Raw genomic sequence first — 21,068 nt, 5'->3', positions numbered from 1 at the left:
GAGTCCTGTGTCCAACCCAGAGGGAATCATTAACCCATCGATCGACTCGTTGCTTGAGACCAACGACTCGAAGTACGCCATTGTGCTGAACTCGGCCAAGCGTGCACGCCAGATCAACGCCTACTACGCGCAGCTGAACGAAGGCCTGTTCGAGTACGTAGGCCCACTGGTGGAAACCAAGCTGAACGAGAAGCCGCTGACCATCGCTTTGCGCGAGCTGGACGATAACCTGCTGAAGGTAACCGCAGCCGAGGTCATCGAAGACTAATCGAAAAGTCGGCGCCCCTGAGCGGGCGCCTTCTTTTTCGTTAAGCTCCTTTTTCTCCCGCACCCACCTCATTGCCGCACCGAATCCTCGAGGAAGTACTTCGTGAAGCGAATTGTCCTAGGCGTTTCCGCTGGTATCGCCGCCTACAAGTCCGTACTCCTGCTGCGCTTGCTGCGCGAAGCCGGGCACCACGTCGACGTGATCCCTACCCGGAACGTCACCAACTTCGTGGGCAACGCCACCTGGGAGGCCCTGTCCGGAAATCCGGTCACCTCGAACGTGTTCGACGCGGTGGATTCGGTCAATCACGTGCGCCTGGGCCAGCAGGCCGATCTGGTGATGGTCGTGCCGGCCACCGCGGACGTCTTAGCCAAGGCCGCTGTGGGATTGGCTGACGATCTGCTCACCGGAACCCTGCTGGCCACGCGGGCGCCGGTAGTGATGGCCCCGGCCATGCACACCGAAATGTGGCAGCATCCGGCCACTGCCGCGAATGTGCAGACCCTGCGGGATCGCGGCGTGCGGGTGATCGAACCCGCTTCCGGGCGGCTGACCGGCAAGGACTCGGGACCGGGCCGGCTTCCAGAACCCGATGAAATTTTCGCCGCAATCCAGGACCTGCTCGCCGAACCGGTGCTGGCCGGAGCCAAGGTGCTGATCACCGCCGGCGGCACCCGTGAACCGCTGGACCCGGTGCGCTTCCTGGGTAACCGCTCCTCGGGCCGCCAGGGTGTCGCGCTGGCACAGGCCGCCAGAGATGCCGGGGCCGAGGTCACGCTGATCGCCACCCATCTGGAAGTGCCCGCGCCGCATGGCGTGCGGCTGGTGCACGCCTCCAGCGCACTGGAGCTGCGCGAGGCGGTCTTCGACTGCGCCGAGGGCCAAGACGTGCTGATCATGAATGCCGCGGTCGCCGATTTCCGCCCGGCAAGAATCGAGAACTCGAAGATCAAGAAGCGCGATGAGCATTCGGCTCCGGTCATCGAACTGGTGCGCAACCCGGACATCCTCGCCGAGCTGGTCGCCGCGCGCGGACAGAATCCGCAACTGCCGCCGTTCATTGTCGGTTTTGCCGCCGAGACCGGCGATGAGCAGGGGACCGTGCTGGAGTACGGCCAGGCCAAGCTGAACCGCAAGGGCTGCGAAATGCTCGTGGTCAACGAGGTGGGCGCATCCCTGACCTTCGGGCAGGAAACCAATAGCATCCAGGTTCTTTTCGCCGATGGCGCCGACTCGGTGCAGGCCTCGGGCAGCAAGCTCGAGGTGGCCCGCGTGGTCATCGAACAGATTTCGAATGCAACAAAAAGTCATGCAGCTGTAACAAAGTGAGTGGCGCCATACGGTGCTTGTTCACGAAACGTACCAGATCTGCTTACCGGTCCCAGAGACCAGATAGAGTTATACGGTGACTTCAACAACCCCTGAACTTCGTCTTTTCACCTCGGAATCCGTGACCGAGGGCCACCCGGACAAGATTTGCGACCAGATTTCCGACGCGATCCTCGACGCCATGCTGGCGCAGGATCCGGACTCGAAGGTCGCCGTCGAGACCCTGACCACCACCGGGCTGGTGCACGTTGCCGGCGAGGTGACCACCAATGGCTACGTGGAGATCCCGGAGATCGTCCGCAAGACCATCCTGGACATCGGCTACGACTCCTCGGCCAACGGCTTCGACGGTGCGCGCTGCGGCGTGTCCGTGTCGATCGGCCAGCAGTCCCAGGAGATCCACGACGGCGTCTTCAACTCGCTGGAGTCGCGCGAAGGCACGGCCAAGGATCCCCGCGACATGCAGGGTGCCGGCGACCAGGGCCTGATGTTCGGCTACGCCTCGGATGAGACCGACTCGCTGATGCCGACCCCGATTTTCCTGGCGCACCGCCTGTCCGAGCGCCTGACCCAGGTCCGCAAGAACGGCCGCATGCCGCTGCTGCGCCCGGATGGCAAGACCCAGGTCACCATTGGCTACGACGGCGACAAGCCGGTCTCTGTGGACACCGTGGTCGTCTCCAGCCAGCACGCCGCCGAATACGAGCTGGCGACCCTGAAGGCCGACCTGCACGAAGAGGTTGTGACCCCGATCCTGGAGCGTTCGGGCCTGGACATCTCGAACACCAAGATCATCCTGAACCCATCGGGCCCGTTCATCATCGGCGGCCCGGTCGGCGATGCCGGGCTGACCGGCCGCAAGATCATCGTGGACACCTACGGCGGCTTCGCCCGCCACGGCGGAGGCGCCTTCTCGGGCAAGGACCCTTCGAAGGTCGACCGCTCGGCTGCCTACGCGATGCGCTGGGTGGCCAAGAACGTGGTCGCCGCCGGCCTGGCACGCCGTGCCGAGGTCCAGGTGGCCTACGCGATCGGCGTTGCCCGTCCGGTGGGCCTGTATGTGGAGACCTTCGGCACCGAAACCGTTGATCCGGCCAAGATCACCAAGGCCATCAACGAGGTATTCGACCTGCGCCCGCTGGGCATCATCGAAGACCTGGACTTGAAGCGCCCGATCTATCGCAAGACCGCTGCCCACGGCCACTTCGGCCGCGAGGACAACGACTTCACCTGGGAGAAGCTGGACCGCGTCGAGGCCCTGCGCAGCTGGTTCAACGCCTAGGACCTGAGCGTGCAGCAAGACGCCCTCATCTCAGCACCCGAGCCGGCCCGCCTCAAGCGGGTTGCCCGGGTGCTGATTGATTCTTCCGTCCCGCACCTGGACCGCTTCTTCGATTACGAGATTCCTCCCTCGATGGCCCAGGATGCCGTGGCGGGGGTGCGCGTGAAGGTGCCCTTCGGGCCGCAGCTGCTCTCCGGATTCATCGTCGCGGTGCTCGAGGACCACGCCCCGGAGATGAAACTGCGGCCGCTGGCCAAGCTGGTCAGCACCCAGGTGGCGCTGTACCCGGAAATCGTGGCCGCCGCGCAGGAGATCGCGACCCGCTATGCAGGAACCCTGTGGGATGTGGTGCGTCTTGCGGTGCCCGCCCGCGCGGCCAAGGTCGAAAAAGAGGAATTGGCCACCGTCGCGCCGTTGCTGCCCGACGCCCCGAACCAGCTCTCCCGCTACGAGCACGGCGCCCAAGCGCTTGACGCCTGGGGAAGCGGCGAAACCCTGCGCGCCGTTGCCACCTGGGTGCCGAATTTCCACGGTGCCTGGCCAGGTTTCTTGATGGATGCGGCCCGTCCGGTGCTTGAGCGCGGCAAGCGCGTGCTGCTGATCGTGCCCGACGCGCGCGACCTGCGGCTGCTGAGTGGCTATCTCGATGAGCACTTCGGCGCCGAATCCTATGCGCGGCTGCAGGCCGACGACGGGCCGACTCCGCGCTACCGCAACTTCCTGCGTGCCATCGGAGGGCATGTGCAGATCGTCATCGGCACCCGTTCGGCGGCGCTATGCCACGTGCCCGGGCTGGAACTGATGATCGTGTGGCAGGACGCGGACCAATCGCACCGCGAACAGCGCGCACCCTACCAGCACAGCCGCGAGGTGGCGTTGCTGCGCAGCCAGCAAGCAGGCATCTCCCTGCTGATCGCATCGCCATCGCGCTCGGTCGAAGCCCAGCGCCTGGTGGCGACCGGCTGGGCCACCGAACTGAAGGTTCCCCGCGACCTGTTGCGTGCGCAAACCGCCCGCATTGTGGCCACCACAAACGATTTCGAGCTCGAGCGCGACCCGGTGCTCGCCCGGGCGCGCATCCCTTCGCTGGCCTGGCGGGAAGCTAGCAAGGCGCTGGAATCCGGCCCGGTGCTGGTGCAAGTGGCGCGTACCGGGTTCATGCCGGCGCTGGCCTGCCAGGACTGCCGCACCCCGGCGCGCTGCACTGCCTGCCAAGGCCCGCTGCACATCGCCGGCAAAGGCTCGCATGTGGCTTGCCGCTGGTGCGGCGAGCAGTACCACGACTACCGGTGCGTGCACTGCGCCTCATCGAGGATCCGGGCCGCCAGCATCGGCGCCGACCGCACCGCCGAAGAACTCGGGCTGGCCTTCCCCAAGGTCAGCGTTATTTCTTCCACCGGAGCAAAACCCGTGGACAAGATTCCCGGCAAACCGGCGCTGGTGGTCGCTACGCCAGGGGTCGAACCATTTGCCGAATCCGGCTACGCCGCGGTTCTGCTGCTCGATGCCGACAAGATGATGGCCCACGATTCGCTGCGCAACCCCGAAGAAGTCATCTCCCGCTGGTTCACCGCTGCTTCCATGGCGCGTGCCGACGGGGTAGTGGTGCTCACCGGCAATCCGAGCCCCGCCGGGGCCGCGCTGGTGCGCTATGACCCGGCGAGCTTTGCCGAACGCGAATTGGCCGAGCGCCGCGAGGTGGGGTTGCCTCCGGCAGTGCGCAGCGCAGTGATTTCGGGCCTGGGCGCCGAACGGCTGGTCGCGAACCTGGATCCGCAGACCCGGCAGTGCGTGCAAATCCACGGCCCGACGGTGATAGACGGGCCCCCGGCCCAGCACCGCTACGTGCTCTTCTTCTCCTACGCCGACGGGCCGGCGGTGACCAAGGCCCTGCGCCAGCTGCGCGCGAGCATGTCCGCGGCCAAGGACCCGGTCGTGAATATCGCTATCGACCCGGACGACGCGCTCTAGGAGCCCGCCGCGGGATCCTCGGCCTGGCCGGTTGCCAGCAGCTGCAGGAAGCCATCGATGGCGGCGGCGGTTTCGGGAGCCTTCTCGTAGTGGATCAGGTGCCCGACGTTCTCGAGCATGACCAGTTGGGCGTTGGCGAAGCTGGCCCGCAGCGCCTCCTGCGTCTGCGCGGTGCCCAGTTCGTCTTGCAGGCCGCCGACCATCAGCGTCGGCAAGCCCAGCGCAGGGGAGTAGTCCCCGACCGTTGCGCTGACCGAGGCGCGGTACGACTGGGCCAAGGTGGCCCGCGAGTGGAAGCCGCCGAAGTAGGCGCGGTGCTGCTCGCGCACGTAGCGGCGGATTTCCGGGTCCCTGCTCTTGGTCATCACCAGGCTCATGGCATCGCTGAACAGCTTGGAACGCAGCAGCGGTTCGCCGATGCGGGCCGGAAGCTTGGCGCACACCTCGTAGTAGCCGCTGGTTAGCTTGGCCAGCAGCGCCTGGTCGGACTCCAACGCCGGCTCGGAGATCGGGTTGAGCAATACCAGCGAGGCAAAGCCGCGGACGGTGGCCAGCTTGGCGGCCACGATCGAGCCGAAGGAATGCCCCAGCAGGTGCACGGAGGATTCCAGCTGCAGCTCTTCGGCCAGCTGATTGAGCACCGCAGCGTACCCCTCGACGTCATGGGGCAGATCCGCCATCGAGGTCGAAGTGCCAAAGCCGGGAAGATCGGGAACGATCACCGTGTAGTGCTCCAGGTGCGAGACGATGCGCGCCAGCCCGTGGTGGTCTCCGCGGAAACCATGCACGGCGTAGATCACCCCGCGGGAGGGCTGCTGGGCCGGGTGGGTGTAGACCCGGATTTCTGCACCGTTCAAATGATGGGTGGTCACTAGCTGCTGTCGTGGGGCCATGGCTTTAACCCTACCCGTCCAGCAGCGCCAGGGCGGTGCCCTCGTCGATCACCAGATCGGTGATCAGCCCGCCTTTGAGCGCACCGCGCACGGCCTGGAGCTTGCCGCGGCCGGCGACCACGCAGAAACGGGTCGGCACCTTGCGAAGGGCATCGAGGTTCGGGCCGGTGGAGCGGGCATTAAGCGAAATGTTCGAGCTGTTCCCGTCCTTGTCGAAGAACACCGTGGCCACGTCGCCGACCACGCCGATCTCGTTGAGCTCTTGGGTTTCCGCCTTGGTCAGGTAGCCGCCGCGGTAGACCTGCGAAGCCACGGCGGAGCCGGCCGAGCCCAGGGAGAATACCGCGAGACTCATCTCCTTCTGCACCTGCAGTACCCGGCGGATCGATGTTTCCTCCCACATTGCGTCGCGGGTGGAGGCCCGGTCGAAGAAGGCCGGGACCGGGAACTGCTCGGTGCGGGCGGTGAAGGCTTGGCCGAAACGCGTGAGGATGTCGCTGGCATAGCGCACGCCGCTGGTCACCGGATTAGCCGCTCCATTGAGCTGCACGATCTTCGTGTCATGGGTCGGGTGGGAGCCCAGCGCCGTGGACACCGACTGCATGGTCGATCCCCAGGCAACACCCACCGTCATCGAGGAGGAAACCATGCCGCCGAGCAGGTAGGCCGCGTGCGCAGAAACCCGGGCCAGCAGCTCGGAGTCATCCATGTTGCCATCGGTGGGTACGACGTTGAAGCTGATCCCGTAGTGCTCGGAGAGCTGGTTTCCCAGCAGCGCCGACATGTTGGCGCTGGGGGAGATGCTGATCGAAACCATGCCGGTGCGCTTGGCGTGGGTGAGCAACCGGGAGACCGTGGACCGCGAGGTGCCCAGCTCCTTGGCGATCACTTCCATCTTCATATCCTGAAGGTAATACAGCTGGGCGGCGCGCAGCGCATCCTTGGCCTTGGGGGTGCTGTGCACAGATGTGCCAGTCGTTGCCCGCTTGTAGGTGCCCCTGGACGAGGATTTCATCATGATTCAGACCACTTCTGCACGTTTGTGCATTTTGTTTGACCGCTTTGCCGTTCAGTAACAAGACTAGCTTCAGACTCATTCAATATTTACATAAGGGGCACAAATCGTGATTCGGGAACAGCTAGCCAAACTGCGCGAACGTCCGCAGGCGCAGGTTCTGGTTGTTGGCGGTGGCATCAACGGCGTAGCGACCTTCCGCTACCTGGCCATGCAGGGGATTGATGTAGCCCTGATCGAGCGCGGCGATTACTGCCAGGGCGCTTCGGGTGCCAGCTCGCACATGATCCATGGCGGAATCCGCTATCTGGAGAACGGCGAGTTCCGCCTGGTTCACGAGTCGGTGCAGGAGCGCAATTCGCTGCTGGAGATCGCTCCGCACTATGTGAAGCCGCTGCAGACCACCATTCCCATCTTCTCCACCTTCTCCGGTATCCTCAGCGCACCGATGCGCTTCCTGTCCCACAAGTCGGGCAAGCCAACCGAACGCGGGGCGGCGCTGATCAAGGCCGGGTTGATCATGTACGACGTGTTCGCAGGGATCGGCGGACGCAACACCCCTTGGCATAACTTCAAGGCCGGCAAGGCTGCCCGCCAGGATCTTCCAGCACTGCGCGATGACGTCAAGTACACCGCCACCTATTTCGACGCCTCGGTGCACAACCCCGAGCGGCTGACCCTGGATGTGCTGCGTGAAGGCCTGAACGCCAACGACGAGGCCCGCGCCAGCAACTACGTTGAGCTGGCCGGCGTCGACGGCGGCACCGCGAAGCTGCGCGATATGCTCTCCGGCGAAGAATTCGACTTCGACGCCGATGTCATCATCAACGCCACCGGCGCGTGGGTGGATCTGACCAACAAGGACCTGGGCCGCGATACCAAGTGGACCGGCGGCACCAAGGGTTCGCACATCGTGCTGGATCACCCGGAACTGCTCGCCGCTACCGGAGGCCGCGAAATCTTCTTCGAGCATGAAGACGGCCGAATCGTGCTCATCTACCCGATGCTCGGCCGCGTGCTGGTCGGCACCACCGACCTCGAGCACGACATGAACGAGCCAGCGGTATGCACCGACGAGGAAGTCGACTACTTCTTCGAGCTGGTCCACCATGTCTTCCCGGGCATCAAGGCCACCAGGGAACAGATCGTCTACAAGTTCTCCGGCGTGCGCCCCCTGCCCAGCCATGACGACACCGCGCCAGGCTTCGTATCCCGCGATTACCAGATCAAGGAAACCCGCCTGACCGACGCGACCACCATGCTCTCGCTGATCGGCGGCAAGTGGACCACCTTCCGCGCATTGAGCGAGAACCTCGGCGGCAAGGCCCTGGAATTCCTCGGCGCCCGTGAAGTGAAGTCCACCGCCGGCGTAGCCATCGGTGGCGGAAAGAACTTCCCGGCCAACGAGGGCGAACTCGCCGCTTGGTATGCCGCGCGCGAGTCCAAGGCCGGCCGCGAACGCTTGCGCGTGCTGCTCGAACGCTACGGCACCGGAGCCGATGCCCTGCTGGAAATCATCGGCGGCAACGAAACCATGCTGGAGCACACCAACGAGCTGTCCTGCCAGGAGTTGGCCTACATGGCGAACCATGAGCAGGTGGGCCGGTTGATCGATGTCTTCATCCGCCGCACAAACCTGGCCTTCCGCGGCCTGGTCACGAAGGATTTGGTAATCGAGGCAGCTAATTGCCTTGCAGAGCCGATGGGTTGGGACCAGTCCCAGACCCAAGCCGAGATCGACCATTCGCTCTCGGTACTCGCAGAAGCCCACGGAGTCACCCTGGTCTAACCTGCATCCAGGCCGGCGGCAAGGCGCCGCTGGCACTCGAAACCACTAAGAGGTCAACGTTGTCCACTCACGTGTTTCTCGCCGAATTAGCCGGCACTTTCATTCTCCTGCTGATGGGCGGCGGCGTCTGCGCGAACGTCGCCCTGAAAGGCACTCTCGGCAGCGCCGCGGGCTGGGTAGCCATCAGCTTCGGCTGGGGCTTGGGCGTCTATTGCGGCGTCTGGATAGCTGGGATCTCCGGAGCCCACCTGAACCCGGCAGTCACCCTGGGCCTGCTGGTCAACCCGGACGTTGCCGAGTACGCCCCCGGCGTCGCCAAGACCATGGCCAATACGCTGCTCTACTTCGCGGCGCAGTTCATTGGCGCCTTCCTGGGTGCCGTGGGCACCTGGCTGTCCTACAAGAAGCACCTGGATGATCCGCAGAACGCGGGCACGCAGCTGGGCGTCTTCGCCACCGGACCGGCCATCCGCTCCTACGGCTGGAACCTGGTCTCGGAAATCTTCGGCACCTTCGTCCTGGTGTTCGTGATCGCCGGACTGGGGCACACTCCTCACGAGCTTGGCCCGCTGGCTGTCGGCCTGCTGGTTGTTGCCATCGGCCTGTCCCTGGGTGGAGCCACCGGCTACGCCATCAACCCGTTCCGCGACCTCGGTCCACGAATTGCCCACGCCATCCTGCCGATCAAGGGCAAGGGCTCCTCCGACTGGTCCTACTCGTGGGTTCCGTTGGCTGGTCCAGCCATCGGCGGTATCCTTGGCGGACTTGCCGCCGCGCCAATGTTCTAGAAAGAGAGCAGTGAATCATGAGTGAAAAATTCGTCATCGCCATTGACCAAGGCACGACCAGCTCCCGCGCAATTGTCTTCACGCACGCCGGTGAGGTGCATTCGGTAGGCCAGAAGGAACACGAGCAGATCTTCCCGGCTGCCGGATGGGTCGAGCACGATCCAGCCGAAATCTGGAGCAACGTGCGCGAAGTGATTGGCCAGGCCCTGTCCAAGGCCAACCTGACCCGCCACGACATCGAGGTCGTCGGCATCACCAACCAGCGTGAAACCGCGGTGGTGTGGGATAAGAACACCGGCGAAGCCGTCTACAACGCGATCGTCTGGCAGGACACCCGTACCCAGGACATCGTCGACGAACTGGCAGCCGATGGCGGCCTGGAACGCTACAAGCAGACCGTTGGCCTGCCCCTGGCGACCTACTTCTCCGGCACCAAGATCAAGTGGATCCTGGACAATGTCGAAGGTGCCCGGGAGCGTGCCGAAGCAGGCGACCTGCTCTTCGGCACCACCGACAGCTGGGTGCTGTGGAACCTGACCGGCGGCGTGGACGGCGGCGTGCACGTCACCGACGTGACCAACGCATCACGTACCCTGTTCATGGACCTCAAGACCCTGGACTGGGACGAGAAGATCCTGGCTGACTTCGGCGTGCCGCGCTCGATGATGCCGCAGATCCGCTCTTCTTCGGAGGTCTACGGCTCCGTGCACACCAACCAGCTGCTGCGCGAGGTGCCCGTTGCAGGCATCCTGGGCGACCAGCAGGCGGCGACCTTCGGCCAGGCGGCCTTCACCGCAGGTACCGCGAAGAACACCTACGGCACCGGTTGCTTCCTGATCTTCAACACCGGCACGGAGATCGTGAATTCGACCAACGGCCTGCTGACCACCATGGCCTACAAGCTGGGCGAAAACGCACCGGTGTACGCCTTGGAAGGTTCCATTGCCGTGGCCGGGTCGCTGATCCAGTGGCTGCGCGACAATATCGGCATGATCGCTACCGCTCCGGAGATCGAGGAACTGGCAGCAAAGGTGGAGGACAACGGCGGCGTGTACATCGTTCCGGCCTTCTCCGGGTTGTTCGCACCATATTGGCGCTCGGATGCCCGTGGCGCGATCGTGGGCTTGACCCGCTATGCGAACAAGAACCACATCGCCCGTGCGGCCCTGGAGTCCACCGCATTCCAGACTCGCGAAGTCCTGGATGCGGTCAACGCCGACGCAGAGGTTCCGCTCACCGAACTGAAGGTCGACGGCGGCATGGTGGCCAACGAAGCCCTGATGCAGTTCCAGGCTGACATCCTCGGCGTGCCAGTGGTTCGCCCGAAGGTCACCGAGACCACCGCACTGGGTGCAGCCTACGCTGCTGGCCTGGCCGTTGGCTTCTGGAAGGACCTGGGCGAACTGGAAGACAATTGGGCCGAGGACAAGCGCTGGGAGCCAACCATGGATGAGGCTACGCGTGAGCGCAGCTTGCGCCTGTGGAAAAAGGCTGTCACCCGCACCTTCGACTGGGTCGACGAAGATACCAAGGCCTAAGCGCAACCGTGGCTTGGCCGGTTCCGAGCCGGCCGCAACCGGCAACGCCCGAATCACCCGGATGGGTGGTTCGGGCGTTGCCGGTTTAACCCGCGGGGCAGCTCAATCGCCTCAATCGCCCGATGCGGCCTCAGGGGTGTCTTCCTGGCCTGGACGCGCGGTTTCCTGCGCGGCGGGTCTGCGGCGCGCGGGGGACTCGCCGGCTTGCCGGGCGTCCCAATAGGTATTGCGGCGGGGCTTTTGCTCCGGATCGACATGTGCAGGCATGACCACGTGCGGCAGCCCATCGACATCGACGACCTCGAGCTGTCCGGCATGGCGCTTGTGGTGATCGGACGTGCACATTCCCGCCCCGGACCAGACACTGGTTTCGCCGCCTTCGGACCAGGGCTTCTGGTAGTGGTCGGTTTCGACATGATCCGGCGGCGCGGTGCAGTCGGGCACGATGCAGCCGCGATCCCGGGCCATGATCGCTTCGCGGATCCGGCCTTTGTGGTAGCGCATCTTGCGCCCCATATCCAGCACTTGGCTGTTGCCGCCGAGGACCATCGGGATGATGTTCGCCCTGGCGAGCAGCTGCCGGAGTTCTCCGGGCGGGATGTCGATGCCATTTGCGGTCATGCCGTGCGCGTCCGCCAGGTTCTGCAGATCCGCGAGCCACAGGTAGACCACGAACTTCGGGATGACGACTTTTCGATCGCCGCCAGCAAATGGTGCGCGCAACAGCGCCATGAACGCGTTGAGCCGGCGACGATGCAGATCGGGCTGCCCGGCGGGGGAGTCCTGCAGGTGCGGCTCGTCTTGCGGTTCGCCTTGGGCCTCTGCCTGCTTTGCGGTGCGGCCGCCGTCCGGGTTCTGGCCATCGTGAGCTTCTGGTTCCTCTTCGGCCCACGGCGGCATGGGCTGATCGCTGTGCAGCCACGACGGCGGCTCGGGTGCGGCTCCACTTCCGTTGCCAGCGTTCTGGCCTGCCGTGGACTCCTGGTCCGCTTGGGAGTCCTGGCCCCCTCGCGGGCCGCCGCTGGCGCTGGATCCCGAACCCGCCGGGCGCTGCTGCTGGGGATCGCGATCGGCCCGGCCGGCCTTGGTTCGTGGGTTGCCGGCCTGCGTGAGCACCGAATGAACCAGCTGCGCATCGGTGGCATCGGTGCGCAGCGAGAAGAAATGCACGCCGTTTTTCACCGGGCCGATGAACATGCCGAGCTTGGGAGGCAGCTGCTTGCCGTGCAGTTCTTTGTAGGTCCTGATTGAGGTGCTGATCTGCTTCTGCGCGGCGGCGGGGCCCAGCTCCCGCAGGGAGTGGGCCGCGGCTTGGTCCAGGCTGCGGCCATCGGTGCCATGCGCCAGCAGCGGCACGGGCACGCCGTCAAAGATGGTGTCCTGCGGTTCGAGCCGTTCAAGGCGCCGCGCGGCGGAAGCGATGGCCCGGCGGTTGGCTGCGCCCTGCCCGTAGAGTTCGGCCAGATACTTGAAACGCGGCGCGCAGATGCCGCCATCGGGGGTGCGCCGGCCAATGAGCAGGTGCGCGTCGGCAATGCGCCGTTGGGCTTCGAAGTAGCTGATGCCCAGCCATGCGGCCAGCAGCTGGGCGGTGTCCTTGTAGCAGCAGCGCCCCGGGGCAAGGTCCGGTTCCCCGGCAAAGAGCCCGTCGGTGATGGCGTCGGGGTCATCCGCAGGCAAACGCAGGGCCGCGTAGCTGTCCAGTGCCAGCGCCCGGGCGCCGGTGGCCTCGGCATGCAGTGCGCCGGCGTGTTGCTCGCAATGGACTTGCTGGGCGAACCTTTCGGTGAGCTGCAGATGCGCCAGGACCAGGCGCGGGTCGCCCGCATCGCGCACCAGCTTGCCCAGCGCGGCATACAGGGCCAGGCACAGGTAGCCAAGGCGCAGCACCATGGCACCGGACAAGGCCGGTCCGAGGTGCATCGGGGCCTGGCATGCGGTGCGCAATGCGGCGATCAGGGCTGGCGCGTTCATGGCTCCATGATCGGGCGCTGGAAGCTCCTGCCCCTGCGGGCAGCTGCGGGATGTGGATAACTGCGGTGGCGCCGCGTTTGCCGCTGTGTGCAATCTTGCGCTTCATCGATGCGCGCGTGGGCAGGGGATATGCGATAGAATCGCGATATGAATCCGAAGCGCAACCTAGCCTGAGCACGGCCCGTTGGCCGTACCCCCGAGTGGAAATTTGGGGGCTTTTGTTGTGTCTGGAACCAAGAACAAGTTTTTCCTATCGGAAATTTTCCGCAAAGCGTGTGAGAAGAGCAGCGTGACATCATCGACGAACGAACCCAGGACCTACGACTTCAAGGACATCGAGTCCAAGTGGCTTCCGGTGTGGGACGAACTACAGGTGTTCAAGCCCGCCGATGATGGCAGCCGCGAACGCCGCTATGTGCTGGACATGTTCCCCTACCCATCGGGCGATCTGCACATGGGCCACGCCGAGGCCTTCGCCATGGGCGATGTGGTCGCGCGCTACTGGCGCTTGCGCGGCTATGACGTGATGCACCCGATCGGCTGGGACTCCTTCGGCCTGCCCGCAGAGAATGCCGCGATCAAGCGCAATGCCCACCCTGCCGAGTGGACTTACAAGAACATCGATACCCAGGCCGCCAGCTTCAAGCGCTACGCGATCTCCGCCGATTGGGATCGCCGCTTGCACACCTCGGATCCGGAGTACTACCGCTGGACCCAGTGGCTGTTCAACAAGTTCTACGAGAAGGGCCTGGCCTACCGCAAGGACCACCCGGTGAACTGGTGCCCGAAGGACCAGACCGTGCTGGCCAACGAGCAGGTCGTCAATGGCGCTTGCGAGCGTTGCGGCACTGCGGTGACCAAGAAGTCGCTGAACCAGTGGTACTTCAAGATCACCGAATACGCTGACCGCCTGCTTGAGGACATGGAGCAGCTCAAGGGCCATTGGCCTGAGCGCGTGCTGCTGATGCAGAAGAACTGGATCGGCCGTTCCGAAGGCGCCGAGGTCACCTTCGGGATCGAAGCGCACGAGGACAAGCCTGCGCTGCAGATCCCGGTCTTCACCACCCGCCCGGACACCCTGTACGGTGCTACCTTCATGGTGGTCGCCGCCGACGCGCAGCTGGCTAGCGAACTGGTCACCGATGAGCACCGCGCCGCCTTGGAGGAATACCAGGAGCAGGTCAAGGCCCTGTCCGAGATCGAGCGCCAGTCCAGCGAACGCGAGAAGACCGGCGTATTCACCGGCCGCTACGCGATCAACCCGCTCTCCGGGGAGAAGCTGCCGGTCTGGGCGGCGGACTACGTGCTGGCCGACTACGGCACCGGAGCCATCATGGCCGTGCCTGCGCACGACCAGCGCGACCTGGACTTCGCCAAGGCCTTTGACCTGCCAGTACGCGTGGTCGTCGAAACCGGTCTGGAAGACCCGAACGAAACCGGCACCGCCACCGCGGGCGAAGGCCAGCTGGTCAATTCGGGGCAGCTGTCCGGTTTGGAGAAGACCGAGGCGATCGCCAAGGCCATTGAGATCGTGGAAGCTGCCGGCACCGGCAAGCACACCATCAACTTCCGCCTGCGCGACTGGTTGCTGTCCCGCCAGCGCTTCTGGGGCACCCCGATCCCGATCATCCACTGCGCCGATTGCGGCGAGGTCCCGGTTCCCGACGACCAGCTGCCGGTGCGCCTGCCCGATAACCTGCGCGGCGAGCAACTGGCCCCGAAGGGCACCTCCCCGCTGGCCGCCGCCGAGGAATGGGTCAACGTGGCCTGCCCGCAGTGCGGCGGCGCCGCCAAGCGCGACACCGACACCATGGACACCTTCGTGGATTCCTCCTGGTACTTCCTGCGCTTCGTCTCCCCGCAGTACACGCAGGGCCCTTTCGACCCGAAGGCCGTGCGCGACTGGATGCCGGTAGGCCAGTACGTCGGCGGGGTCGAGCACGCGATCCTGCACCTGCTGTACTCGCGCTTCTTCACCAAGGTCATCCACGACCTGGGCCTGATCGACGCGACCGAGCCGTTCTCCGCGCTGCTGAACCAGGGCCAGGTCCTGAACGGCGGCAAGGCGATGAGCAAGTCGCTGGGCAACGGCGTGGATTTGGGCGAGCAGCTGGACAAGTTCGGCGTCGACGCGGTACGCCTGACCATGGTCTTCGCCTCCCCGCCGGAGGACGACGTGGACTGGGCCGATGTCTCCCCATCGGGCTCGCAGAAGTTCCTGGCCCGCGCCTGGCGCATCGCCCAGGACACCACCAGCGAGGCCGGCGTGGACTACGCGGCAGGGGACAAGGCGCTGCGCCAGGTCACCCACCGCACCGTGCATGAATCCGCCGCCCTGCTGGATTCGGGCAAGTTCAACGTGGTCATCGCCAAGACCATGGAGCTGGTCAACGCGACCCGCAAGACCATCGACTCCGGTGCCGGGGCAGCGGACCCGGCAGTGCGCGAGGCCGCCACGGTGACCGCCCAGCTGCTGAGCATGTTCGCCCCGTACACCGCAGAGGACATGTGGGAAGCGCTGGGCTATGCGCCCTCCGTGGTCACCAGCGCCTGGCCTGAAGTGGACGAGTCGCTGCTGGTCGATGACACCATCACCGCGGTCGTGCAGATCAAGGGCAAGGTCCGTGCCCGCCTGGAGGTTCCGGTGGACATCACCGAGGAGCAGCTGCGCGCCCAGGCCCTGGCCCACGAGTCGGTGATCCGGATGCTCGATGGCAAGGAGCCGCTGAAGGTCATCGTGCGTGCGCCGAAGCTCGTGAACGTGGTTCCCGCCCCGTAAGCTCGGCTCATGACTGAACGCCAGAAAAGCTCGCGCGCGGGCTGGCTGCCCAAGTGGCTGGCCCCGCGCGGGCTTTCGCGTACCCGCATCGGGGTCGTCTCCGATTCGGCGGCCTGCCTGCCCGGGCATTTCGGGCCGCATCCGGACTTCATCGAAGTGCCGATCCCGATCATCGTGGACAACCATGTGCACGGCGAAGACCTGCAGGCGCTGATGATGGGCCTGGCCATGGGCAAGGCGGTGAAAACCTCGCGCCCGGCGCCAGGCGAGTTCGAACGCGCCTACCGGCAGCTGCTCGACGCCGGCTGCGAGTCGATCATCTCGATCCACATGTCCGGGGCGCTGTCGGGCACCGTGGAGGCGGCCCGCTTGGCGGCCCGCAGCTTTGACGCACCAATCACCGTGGTCGATTCGCGCACCGTGTGCCTGCCCCAGGGATTTGCCGTGGCCGATGTGCTGGCTGCCCGCGCCGCCGGCGCCCCGCTGGAGATGCTCGAGCAGATCGCCGGCACGGCCACCGCCAACACCGTGTACTTCGCGGTGCCAAGCCTTGAGCAGCTGCGCCGCGGCGGCCGGATCAGCGCGCTGTCCTCCGTGGTCGGCAGCTTGCTGAATTTCAAGCCGATCCTCGGGATTGCCGAGGGCTCGATCGTCGCCCTGGAAAAGCCCCGCTCCTTCGCGCGCGCCACCGCACGGCTGGTCGCTCTGGCCCTGCGCGACGCCCGCGACGCCAGTGGCGAGGTGCGGCTGGGGGTGATGCATTTCGGCGCCGAGGAACTGGCCGAGGAAATCGCCACCGAACTGGCACCGTTCAGCGCCATGCCGGTCGTGGTCGAGTCCCTTCCGGCGGTGCTGGCCGCGCATACCGGCCTGGGCGTGATCGCCGTGTGCGTCGCCCCCAGCTATCCACAGTCGGAGTCCATCCTGGATCGGCCGCCGGCGCCATAGCCCAGACTGTGGCCCATGGGCCGCCACGACTTCTTCAGCAAGTACGCGCCACGTCCCGGTCGCCTGAGATTCGCGATCTCGCGCGTGGCCGTGCTGGTGCTGGTCATCGTGGTGCTCGCCTGGATTGCGATCTCCATCCTGCTCGCGCCACCGCCGGTCGCCCAGGAGCTTGAAACAGTTCCGCTGGTATCCGACCCGTCCGCTTCGGCGCCGGAGGACCGCCAGTCCCCGAGCCCGGCCGCGCCCGAGGTCACGGTCCACGTAGTCGGCGCGGTGAAGAAGCCCGGCGTCTACCAGCTGCCCGTGGATTCGCGGATTGCCGACGCGGTGGACGCCGCCGGCGGGCTGGCCAAGGGCGCACGTGCGCAGATGGTGAACCTGGCGGCCAAGCTGGTCGACGGCCAGCAGGTGGTCCTTCCGGGCGCCGAGACGGCCACGGAACCAGCCGCGGCACCGAGTGCGGCGGCGGGCGGGAAGATTTCGCTCAACAGTGCCGATTCCCAGACCCTGCAGGAGCTTCCGGGGATCGGGCCGGCATTGGCAGCCCGGATCATCGACTTCCGCTCCGAGAACGGCCCGTTCAGCTCCGTGGAAGAGCTGGATGCGGTACCGGGCATCGGTCCGGCGCTGCTGGGCCAGCTGAGCGAACTGGTGATCCCGTGAACACCGATTTCCGCGGCCTGTGGCTGCTGGGCGGCGCGTGGACCGCCGCCTATTTCACCCTCCCGGTCTGGTTGCTGTGGGTACTTTCCGCGCTGATGGCTATCCTGCTGTTCCTGCTATTGCGGCCCCGGCACGACCGCGCCTACGCGGCGCCATGGTTTACCGGTCCTATTATCCTGCTCCTGGGGGTGGTGGCCGTCAGCAGCCTGGCCTTCACCGACCCCCAGTGCCAGCTGCCGGGCGCCGGCGAGCAACAGCGCCGTGCCGTGGTCCGCTTCGAGGACCCGGCCACCGCGCAGGGCCAGGGGGCTGCCGCCGGCCGGGCGGAAATCCAGCGGTACTGGGCCAACGGCCAATGGGTGCCATGCCGGGTGCCGGTCTTCCTCACCATTGATTTCGGGGTGCCGGCCACTGCGGGCGAGTTCGAGACCATCCTCGACTTGGAAGCAGCAGCTGCCGGCGCCTTCGATTGGTGGGCGCATGCCGCCAGTGAACCGCAGGTGAGCTCCTGGGTTGAGCCTACCGCCGCGGATTACCTCAAGGAACGGTTCACCCAGGGCCTGCGCGGCCTGCCGGACAATGCCCAGGCGCTGCTGCCTGGCATGCTCTATGGCGATCGTTCCGGACAGGACGAAGCGGTGAGCGAGGCGATGAGATCCAGCGGGTTGAGCCACCTGACCGCGGTGAGCGGATCGAACATTGCCCTGATCGGGGCCATTGTGCTGGTGCTGCTCCGGCTGTTTTCGGTGCCACGGGCACCCAGCGCGATCTTGATGATTGGCGTGGTCGGGCTCTTCGCCTGGTTTGCCGGGCCGGATCCCAGTGTCCTGCGCGCCAGCCTGATGGGCAGCATTGCGGTCATCTCGGTGCTGCTGGGTCGTGGCCAAGGCTCTCTGGGAATACTGTGCCTGAGCGGAACCGCCTTGCTGGCTATCGATCGCTCGCTGGGTGCCGAACCGGCCTTCGCCCTGTCGATGCTGGCGACCCTGGGAATCATCATGCTCGCCCCGGCCCTGACCGAAATTCTTCTCCACATATTCCCGGCCTGGTTCGCGCAGCTGACGGCCATTTGCTGCGCGGCGCAGTTCACCTGCCTGCCGGTGGTCATCGCGTTGAATTCGGATTTCAGCCTGTACTCGCTGCCCGCGAACCTCGTGGTCGCGCCGTTGCTGCCCTTGATTACTGCGCTCGGCATGGCCTGCCTGCTGCTGTGCACGCCGTGGCCAGCGCTGGAATCGGTGCTGATCTGGGTTCCGGGGCTGCCGGCAGAAGCCATTGGCCAGGTGGCCCATTTCGTTTCCGGGCTCCCCGGTGCCGCCCGGCCGTGGCCCGAAGGCCTACCCGGAATCGTCTTGGCAGTGATGCTCTCCCTGGTGCTGTGCACCCTGCTGGTGCTGGGCCGGGAAACCGAGAGGCTCCGGGTCAGGCAGGTGTCCCTAAGCGTGCTGGGAGCGATCCTGGTATTCGCCGTAGCGCTCGTTCTGCCTGCGACGCTGTTCTACCGGGAAGATATCGCGCCGCATTGGAGCATTGCCATGTGCGATGTGGGCCAGGGCGACGCCTTCGTCATCAATCTGGGGGATTCAGAGGGCTGGCTGATCGATACCGGACCACCGGAGAGCGGGTTGCTGCTGTGCCTGGAGCGGCTGGGCATCAGCACCTTGAGCAAGGTCTTCATCACGCATACCCACAGCGACCATTTCGGGGCCGTGGGCGAGCTGGAGAATTCGCACGTAAAGATTGGTGAACGCCTGGTCTCGACTGGGTTCGACCTTGAACTATGGCCCGGTGCACGCGCCTTGGAGCCCGGTACGCGGCAGGCTGCAGGGGAGGTGGGCTTCGAAGTCGTGGGCCCCGAGGCGCGCTTCGCGAAATACGCCGAACCCAACGATACGTCGCTGGTCATCCGGTTCAGCTTTTCCACCGGGCCCGGGACCATCGATCTCTTCACAGCCGGGGACATGGAAACCGAAGCCATGGATCGCCTGCTGCGCCTGCATCCGCAAGGGCATGCAGCGATCCTGAAAGCCTCGCACCATGGGGCACGCAACGGCGGAACCGAAATCATCGAGCAGATCCGTCCGCAGATCCTGCTGGTCTCCGCGGGGAAGGATAATTCCTATGGCCATCCGCACCCCGAAACCCTGGCGATGGCGCAGCAGGTCGGCGCGACGGTGATTCGCACCGACCAATCGGGTACCGTACTGCTCACATTTACCAGCCAGGGCGTTCTGGGTACCGCCCTGGGTACGCCGGTTCGGTAGGATCGTTATATCGACCGATGCACTAAGGAGTTCGATGGCACGCGCCCAAGCAAATCCGGGTATCTCATGGCGGGAACTGCGCCCACAACCACTGATCCTGTTGACCGGTTCAGAGGATTACCTCGCTTCGCGCGCCTTCGAATTGCTGCGTTCCCAGGCATCCCAGCGGGACGATATCCAGCACACGCGTCTTGACGCGGCAAAGTACGAGCCTGGAGAGCTGCTCATGGCCACCAGCTCTTCGCTGTTTTCCAGCGCCAATCTGGTCGAGGTCCACGAACTGGCCCACATGAACGAGTACTTCCTCAAGGACGCCCTGGCCTACCTGAAAGACCAGGCTCCCGAGAATGTGCTCATCATGCATTACTCGGGTGGTACGCGCGGCAAGAAGCTGATTGACGCAATCAAAGCTGCCGGTGCCCTGATCGTCAATTGCCAACCGGTGAAAAAGGACTCCGAGAAGATCGACTTCGTCCAGTCCGAATTCAAAGCCGCCAAGCGCCGGATTACCAATGACGCGGTCAAAGCCCTCGTAGCGGCGGTAGGCAACTCGCTGGCAGAGCTTGGATCGAGCTGCTCCCAGCTGATTGCCGACACCACGGGAACCATTGACCAGGATACGGTCGACAGGTACTACGGCGGCCGGGTTGAAGCAACTGCTTTCAAGGTGGCCGATGCCGCAATTTCCGGCAACGCCCAGATGGCGCTTCGCACTTTGCGCCATGCGCTGGGTACTGGAACCGACCCGATTCCCATTGTGGCCACCTTGGCGATGAAGGTCCGCCAGATCGCCAAGGTCGCCGGCGTGAATGAACCCGCAGCTTCATTGGCATCCGAGTTGGGGATGGCGCCGTGGCAAGTTCAGCAGGCGCAGCAGCAGGCTCGCGGCTGGAAACGCAGCGATCTTGCCCTGTGCGTCGAAGAAATAGCGAATACCGACCGCATGGTCAAGGGCGGCAGCCGTTCACCGGGCTACGCGCTGGAACACGCCATCATGTTCATTGCAGGCAAGGCTCCGGGACGCTAGCCGCTGAGGTTCCAGGTGGGGGCGGGCACGATGCACTCGTGCGTGCTCCCACTGCTCTTTAATGAAGGCTAGCCATCGGCGCGTGTCTGCCTGGAAGCTTCGACGAGCAGTTCCGGGCAAAACAAAACCCCCGCACTCGATGAGTGCGGGGGAGTTGATGAAGTCTAAGCTCGGCTTAGAGGGCGTTAACCTTCTTGGCGATAGCCGACTTGCGGTTAGCAGCGTTGTTCTTGTGCAGAACACCCTTGCTTACAGCCTTGTCGATCTTCTTGCCAGCCAGGCGCAGTGCCTCGGTTGCCTTTTCCTTGTCACCGGAGACTACTGCCTCGTTGACGTTACGGATCACGGTCTTGACCTCGGAACGGACAGCTACGTTACGCAGACGTGCCTTCTCGTTGGTCAGGATACGCTTCTTCTGGGACTTGATGTTAGCCACTTTAATAAACTCTCTCGTTTATCGTTTTATACGGTCGGTAGAGGGTTCATCCTTCAAGCCATCGACTGAGCGGTGTGGGGCACCTATGGCGACCCGAAGGGGGC

16 protein-coding genes are annotated in these 21,068 nt (G+C 64.9%); 12 read left to right on the top strand and 4 right to left on the bottom strand.

The genetic code is table 11. The annotated features are described in order from the left end of the window. The first annotated feature begins 7 nt into the window (after positions 1 to 7). The 4 genes from rpoZ to ACIP6G_RS05755 all read left to right on the top strand — a co-directional run bounded on the left by rpoZ (position 8) and on the right by ACIP6G_RS05755 (position 4,850). A complete protein-coding gene (gene rpoZ / locus ACIP6G_RS05770; protein ID WP_286134300.1) occupies positions 8 to 268 on the top strand; it encodes a DNA-directed RNA polymerase subunit omega in 261 nt (86 codons plus the stop codon). Between the two features lie 102 nt (positions 269 to 370). Then, positions 371 to 1,597: a bifunctional phosphopantothenoylcysteine decarboxylase/phosphopantothenate--cysteine ligase CoaBC gene (coaBC, locus tag ACIP6G_RS05765; RefSeq protein ID WP_400289101.1), complete on the top strand. Its 1,227-nt coding sequence runs from the start codon at positions 371 to 373 to the stop codon at positions 1,595 to 1,597. Between the two features lie 76 nt (positions 1,598 to 1,673). Beyond that, entirely contained in the window at positions 1,674 to 2,879 is a 1,206-nt protein-coding gene (gene metK, locus ACIP6G_RS05760) for a methionine adenosyltransferase (RefSeq protein ID WP_105658312.1), read from the top strand. A 9-nt stretch (positions 2,880 to 2,888) separates the two neighbouring features. Beyond that, the gene (locus ACIP6G_RS05755) at positions 2,889 to 4,850 is read left to right on the top strand and encodes a primosomal protein PriA (RefSeq protein ID WP_400289099.1); all 1,962 of its coding nucleotides are present in this window, start codon (positions 2,889 to 2,891) and stop codon (positions 4,848 to 4,850) included. Here ACIP6G_RS05755 and ACIP6G_RS05750 read toward each other — a convergent pair. Together ACIP6G_RS05750 and ACIP6G_RS05745 are read right to left on the bottom strand one after the other, a co-directional pair. After that, positions 4,847 to 5,743 carry an alpha/beta fold hydrolase gene (locus tag ACIP6G_RS05750; RefSeq protein WP_388022082.1) on the bottom strand — a complete coding sequence of 299 codons (897 nt, stop codon included), beginning with the start codon at positions 5,741 to 5,743 and terminating at the stop codon, positions 4,847 to 4,849. The two genes, ACIP6G_RS05755 and ACIP6G_RS05750, sit on opposite strands and share 4 nt — an antisense overlap. Positions 5,744 to 5,753: 10 nt before the next feature. Then, on the bottom strand, positions 5,754 to 6,761 hold the full coding sequence (locus ACIP6G_RS05745) for a sugar-binding transcriptional regulator (protein WP_400289097.1): 1,008 nt from the start codon (positions 6,759 to 6,761) through the stop codon (positions 5,754 to 5,756). 106 nt (positions 6,762 to 6,867) lie between these two features. On the opposite strand from ACIP6G_RS05745, the gene ACIP6G_RS05740 reads away from it, so the two are divergent. Genes ACIP6G_RS05740 through glpK form a run of 3 tightly spaced genes read left to right on the top strand, consistent with a single transcriptional unit; the run spans position 6,868 to position 10,873 of the window. Next, entirely contained in the window at positions 6,868 to 8,547 is a 1,680-nt protein-coding gene (locus tag ACIP6G_RS05740; protein ID WP_400289094.1) for an FAD-dependent oxidoreductase, read from the top strand. Positions 8,548 to 8,606: 59 nt separating this feature from the next. After that, positions 8,607 to 9,335, top strand: a complete 729-nt coding sequence (locus ACIP6G_RS05735) for an MIP/aquaporin family protein (protein ID WP_105658317.1) — start codon at positions 8,607 to 8,609, stop codon at positions 9,333 to 9,335. A 17-nt stretch (positions 9,336 to 9,352) separates the two neighbouring features. Then, positions 9,353 to 10,873 carry a glycerol kinase GlpK gene (gene glpK, locus ACIP6G_RS05730; RefSeq protein ID WP_105658318.1) on the top strand — a complete coding sequence of 507 codons (1,521 nt, stop codon included), beginning with the start codon at positions 9,353 to 9,355 and terminating at the stop codon, positions 10,871 to 10,873. Positions 10,874 to 10,984: 111 nt separating this feature from the next. Here glpK and ACIP6G_RS05725 read toward each other — a convergent pair whose 3' ends face one another. Further along, positions 10,985 to 12,847 carry a hypothetical protein gene (locus ACIP6G_RS05725; protein ID WP_400289092.1) on the bottom strand — a complete coding sequence of 621 codons (1,863 nt, stop codon included), beginning with the start codon at positions 12,845 to 12,847 and terminating at the stop codon, positions 10,985 to 10,987. Between the two features lie 289 nt (positions 12,848 to 13,136). On the opposite strand from ACIP6G_RS05725, the gene leuS reads away from it, so the two are divergent. Genes leuS through holA form a run of 5 tightly spaced genes read left to right on the top strand, consistent with a single transcriptional unit; the run spans position 13,137 to position 20,528 of the window. Further along, the gene (gene leuS, locus ACIP6G_RS05720) at positions 13,137 to 15,626 is read left to right on the top strand and encodes a leucine--tRNA ligase (protein ID WP_400289090.1); all 2,490 of its coding nucleotides are present in this window, start codon (positions 13,137 to 13,139) and stop codon (positions 15,624 to 15,626) included. Between the two features lie 9 nt (positions 15,627 to 15,635). Beyond that, positions 15,636 to 16,574, top strand: a complete 939-nt coding sequence (locus ACIP6G_RS05715; protein WP_400289089.1) for a DegV family protein — start codon at positions 15,636 to 15,638, stop codon at positions 16,572 to 16,574. Between the two features lie 15 nt (positions 16,575 to 16,589). After that, the gene (locus tag ACIP6G_RS05710) at positions 16,590 to 17,237 is read left to right on the top strand and encodes a helix-hairpin-helix domain-containing protein (protein WP_400289087.1); all 648 of its coding nucleotides are present in this window, start codon (positions 16,590 to 16,592) and stop codon (positions 17,235 to 17,237) included. Then, on the top strand, positions 17,234 to 19,501 hold the full coding sequence (locus ACIP6G_RS05705; protein WP_400289085.1) for a ComEC/Rec2 family competence protein: 2,268 nt from the start codon (positions 17,234 to 17,236) through the stop codon (positions 19,499 to 19,501). The genes ACIP6G_RS05710 and ACIP6G_RS05705 overlap by 4 nt, the downstream gene beginning before the upstream one ends. Positions 19,502 to 19,535: 34 nt before the next feature. Beyond that, positions 19,536 to 20,528 carry a DNA polymerase III subunit delta gene (gene holA, locus ACIP6G_RS05700; RefSeq protein ID WP_105658323.1) on the top strand — a complete coding sequence of 331 codons (993 nt, stop codon included), beginning with the start codon at positions 19,536 to 19,538 and terminating at the stop codon, positions 20,526 to 20,528. A gap of 175 nt (positions 20,529 to 20,703) precedes the next feature. On the opposite strand, the gene rpsT is transcribed toward holA, so the two are convergent. Further along, positions 20,704 to 20,964 (bottom strand): 30S ribosomal protein S20, encoded by a 261-nt coding sequence (gene rpsT, locus ACIP6G_RS05695; RefSeq protein WP_105658324.1) that lies wholly within the window; start codon positions 20,962 to 20,964, stop codon positions 20,704 to 20,706. Between the last annotated feature and the right edge of the window lie 104 nt (positions 20,965 to 21,068).

Origin of the sequence: Glutamicibacter sp. NPDC088483 (assembly GCF_044753145.1) — a bacterium.
Taxonomy (GTDB): Bacteria; Actinomycetota; Actinomycetes; order Actinomycetales; family Micrococcaceae; genus Glutamicibacter.
This window is presented reverse-complemented; position numbering and strand designations above follow the sequence as displayed.

Bases quoted from the DNA above. Each gene is read 5' to 3' on its own strand.
- ACIP6G_RS05750 (WP_388022082.1), bottom strand. From the start codon at position 5,743: ATGGCCCCACGACAGCAGCTAGTGACCACCCATCATTTGAACGGTGCA.
- ACIP6G_RS05745 (WP_400289097.1), bottom strand. From the start codon at position 6,761: ATGATGAAATCCTCGTCCAGGGGCACCTACAAGCGGGCAACGACTGGC.
- glpK (WP_105658318.1), top strand. From the start codon at position 9,353: ATGAGTGAAAAATTCGTCATCGCCATTGACCAAGGCACGACCAGCTCC.
- ACIP6G_RS05725 (WP_400289092.1), bottom strand. From the start codon at position 12,847: ATGAACGCGCCAGCCCTGATCGCCGCATTGCGCACCGCATGCCAGGCC.
- ACIP6G_RS05715 (WP_400289089.1), top strand. From the start codon at position 15,636: ATGACTGAACGCCAGAAAAGCTCGCGCGCGGGCTGGCTGCCCAAGTGG.
- ACIP6G_RS05710 (WP_400289087.1), top strand. From the start codon at position 16,590: ATGGGCCGCCACGACTTCTTCAGCAAGTACGCGCCACGTCCCGGTCGC.
- holA (WP_105658323.1), top strand. From the start codon at position 19,536: ATGGCACGCGCCCAAGCAAATCCGGGTATCTCATGGCGGGAACTGCGC.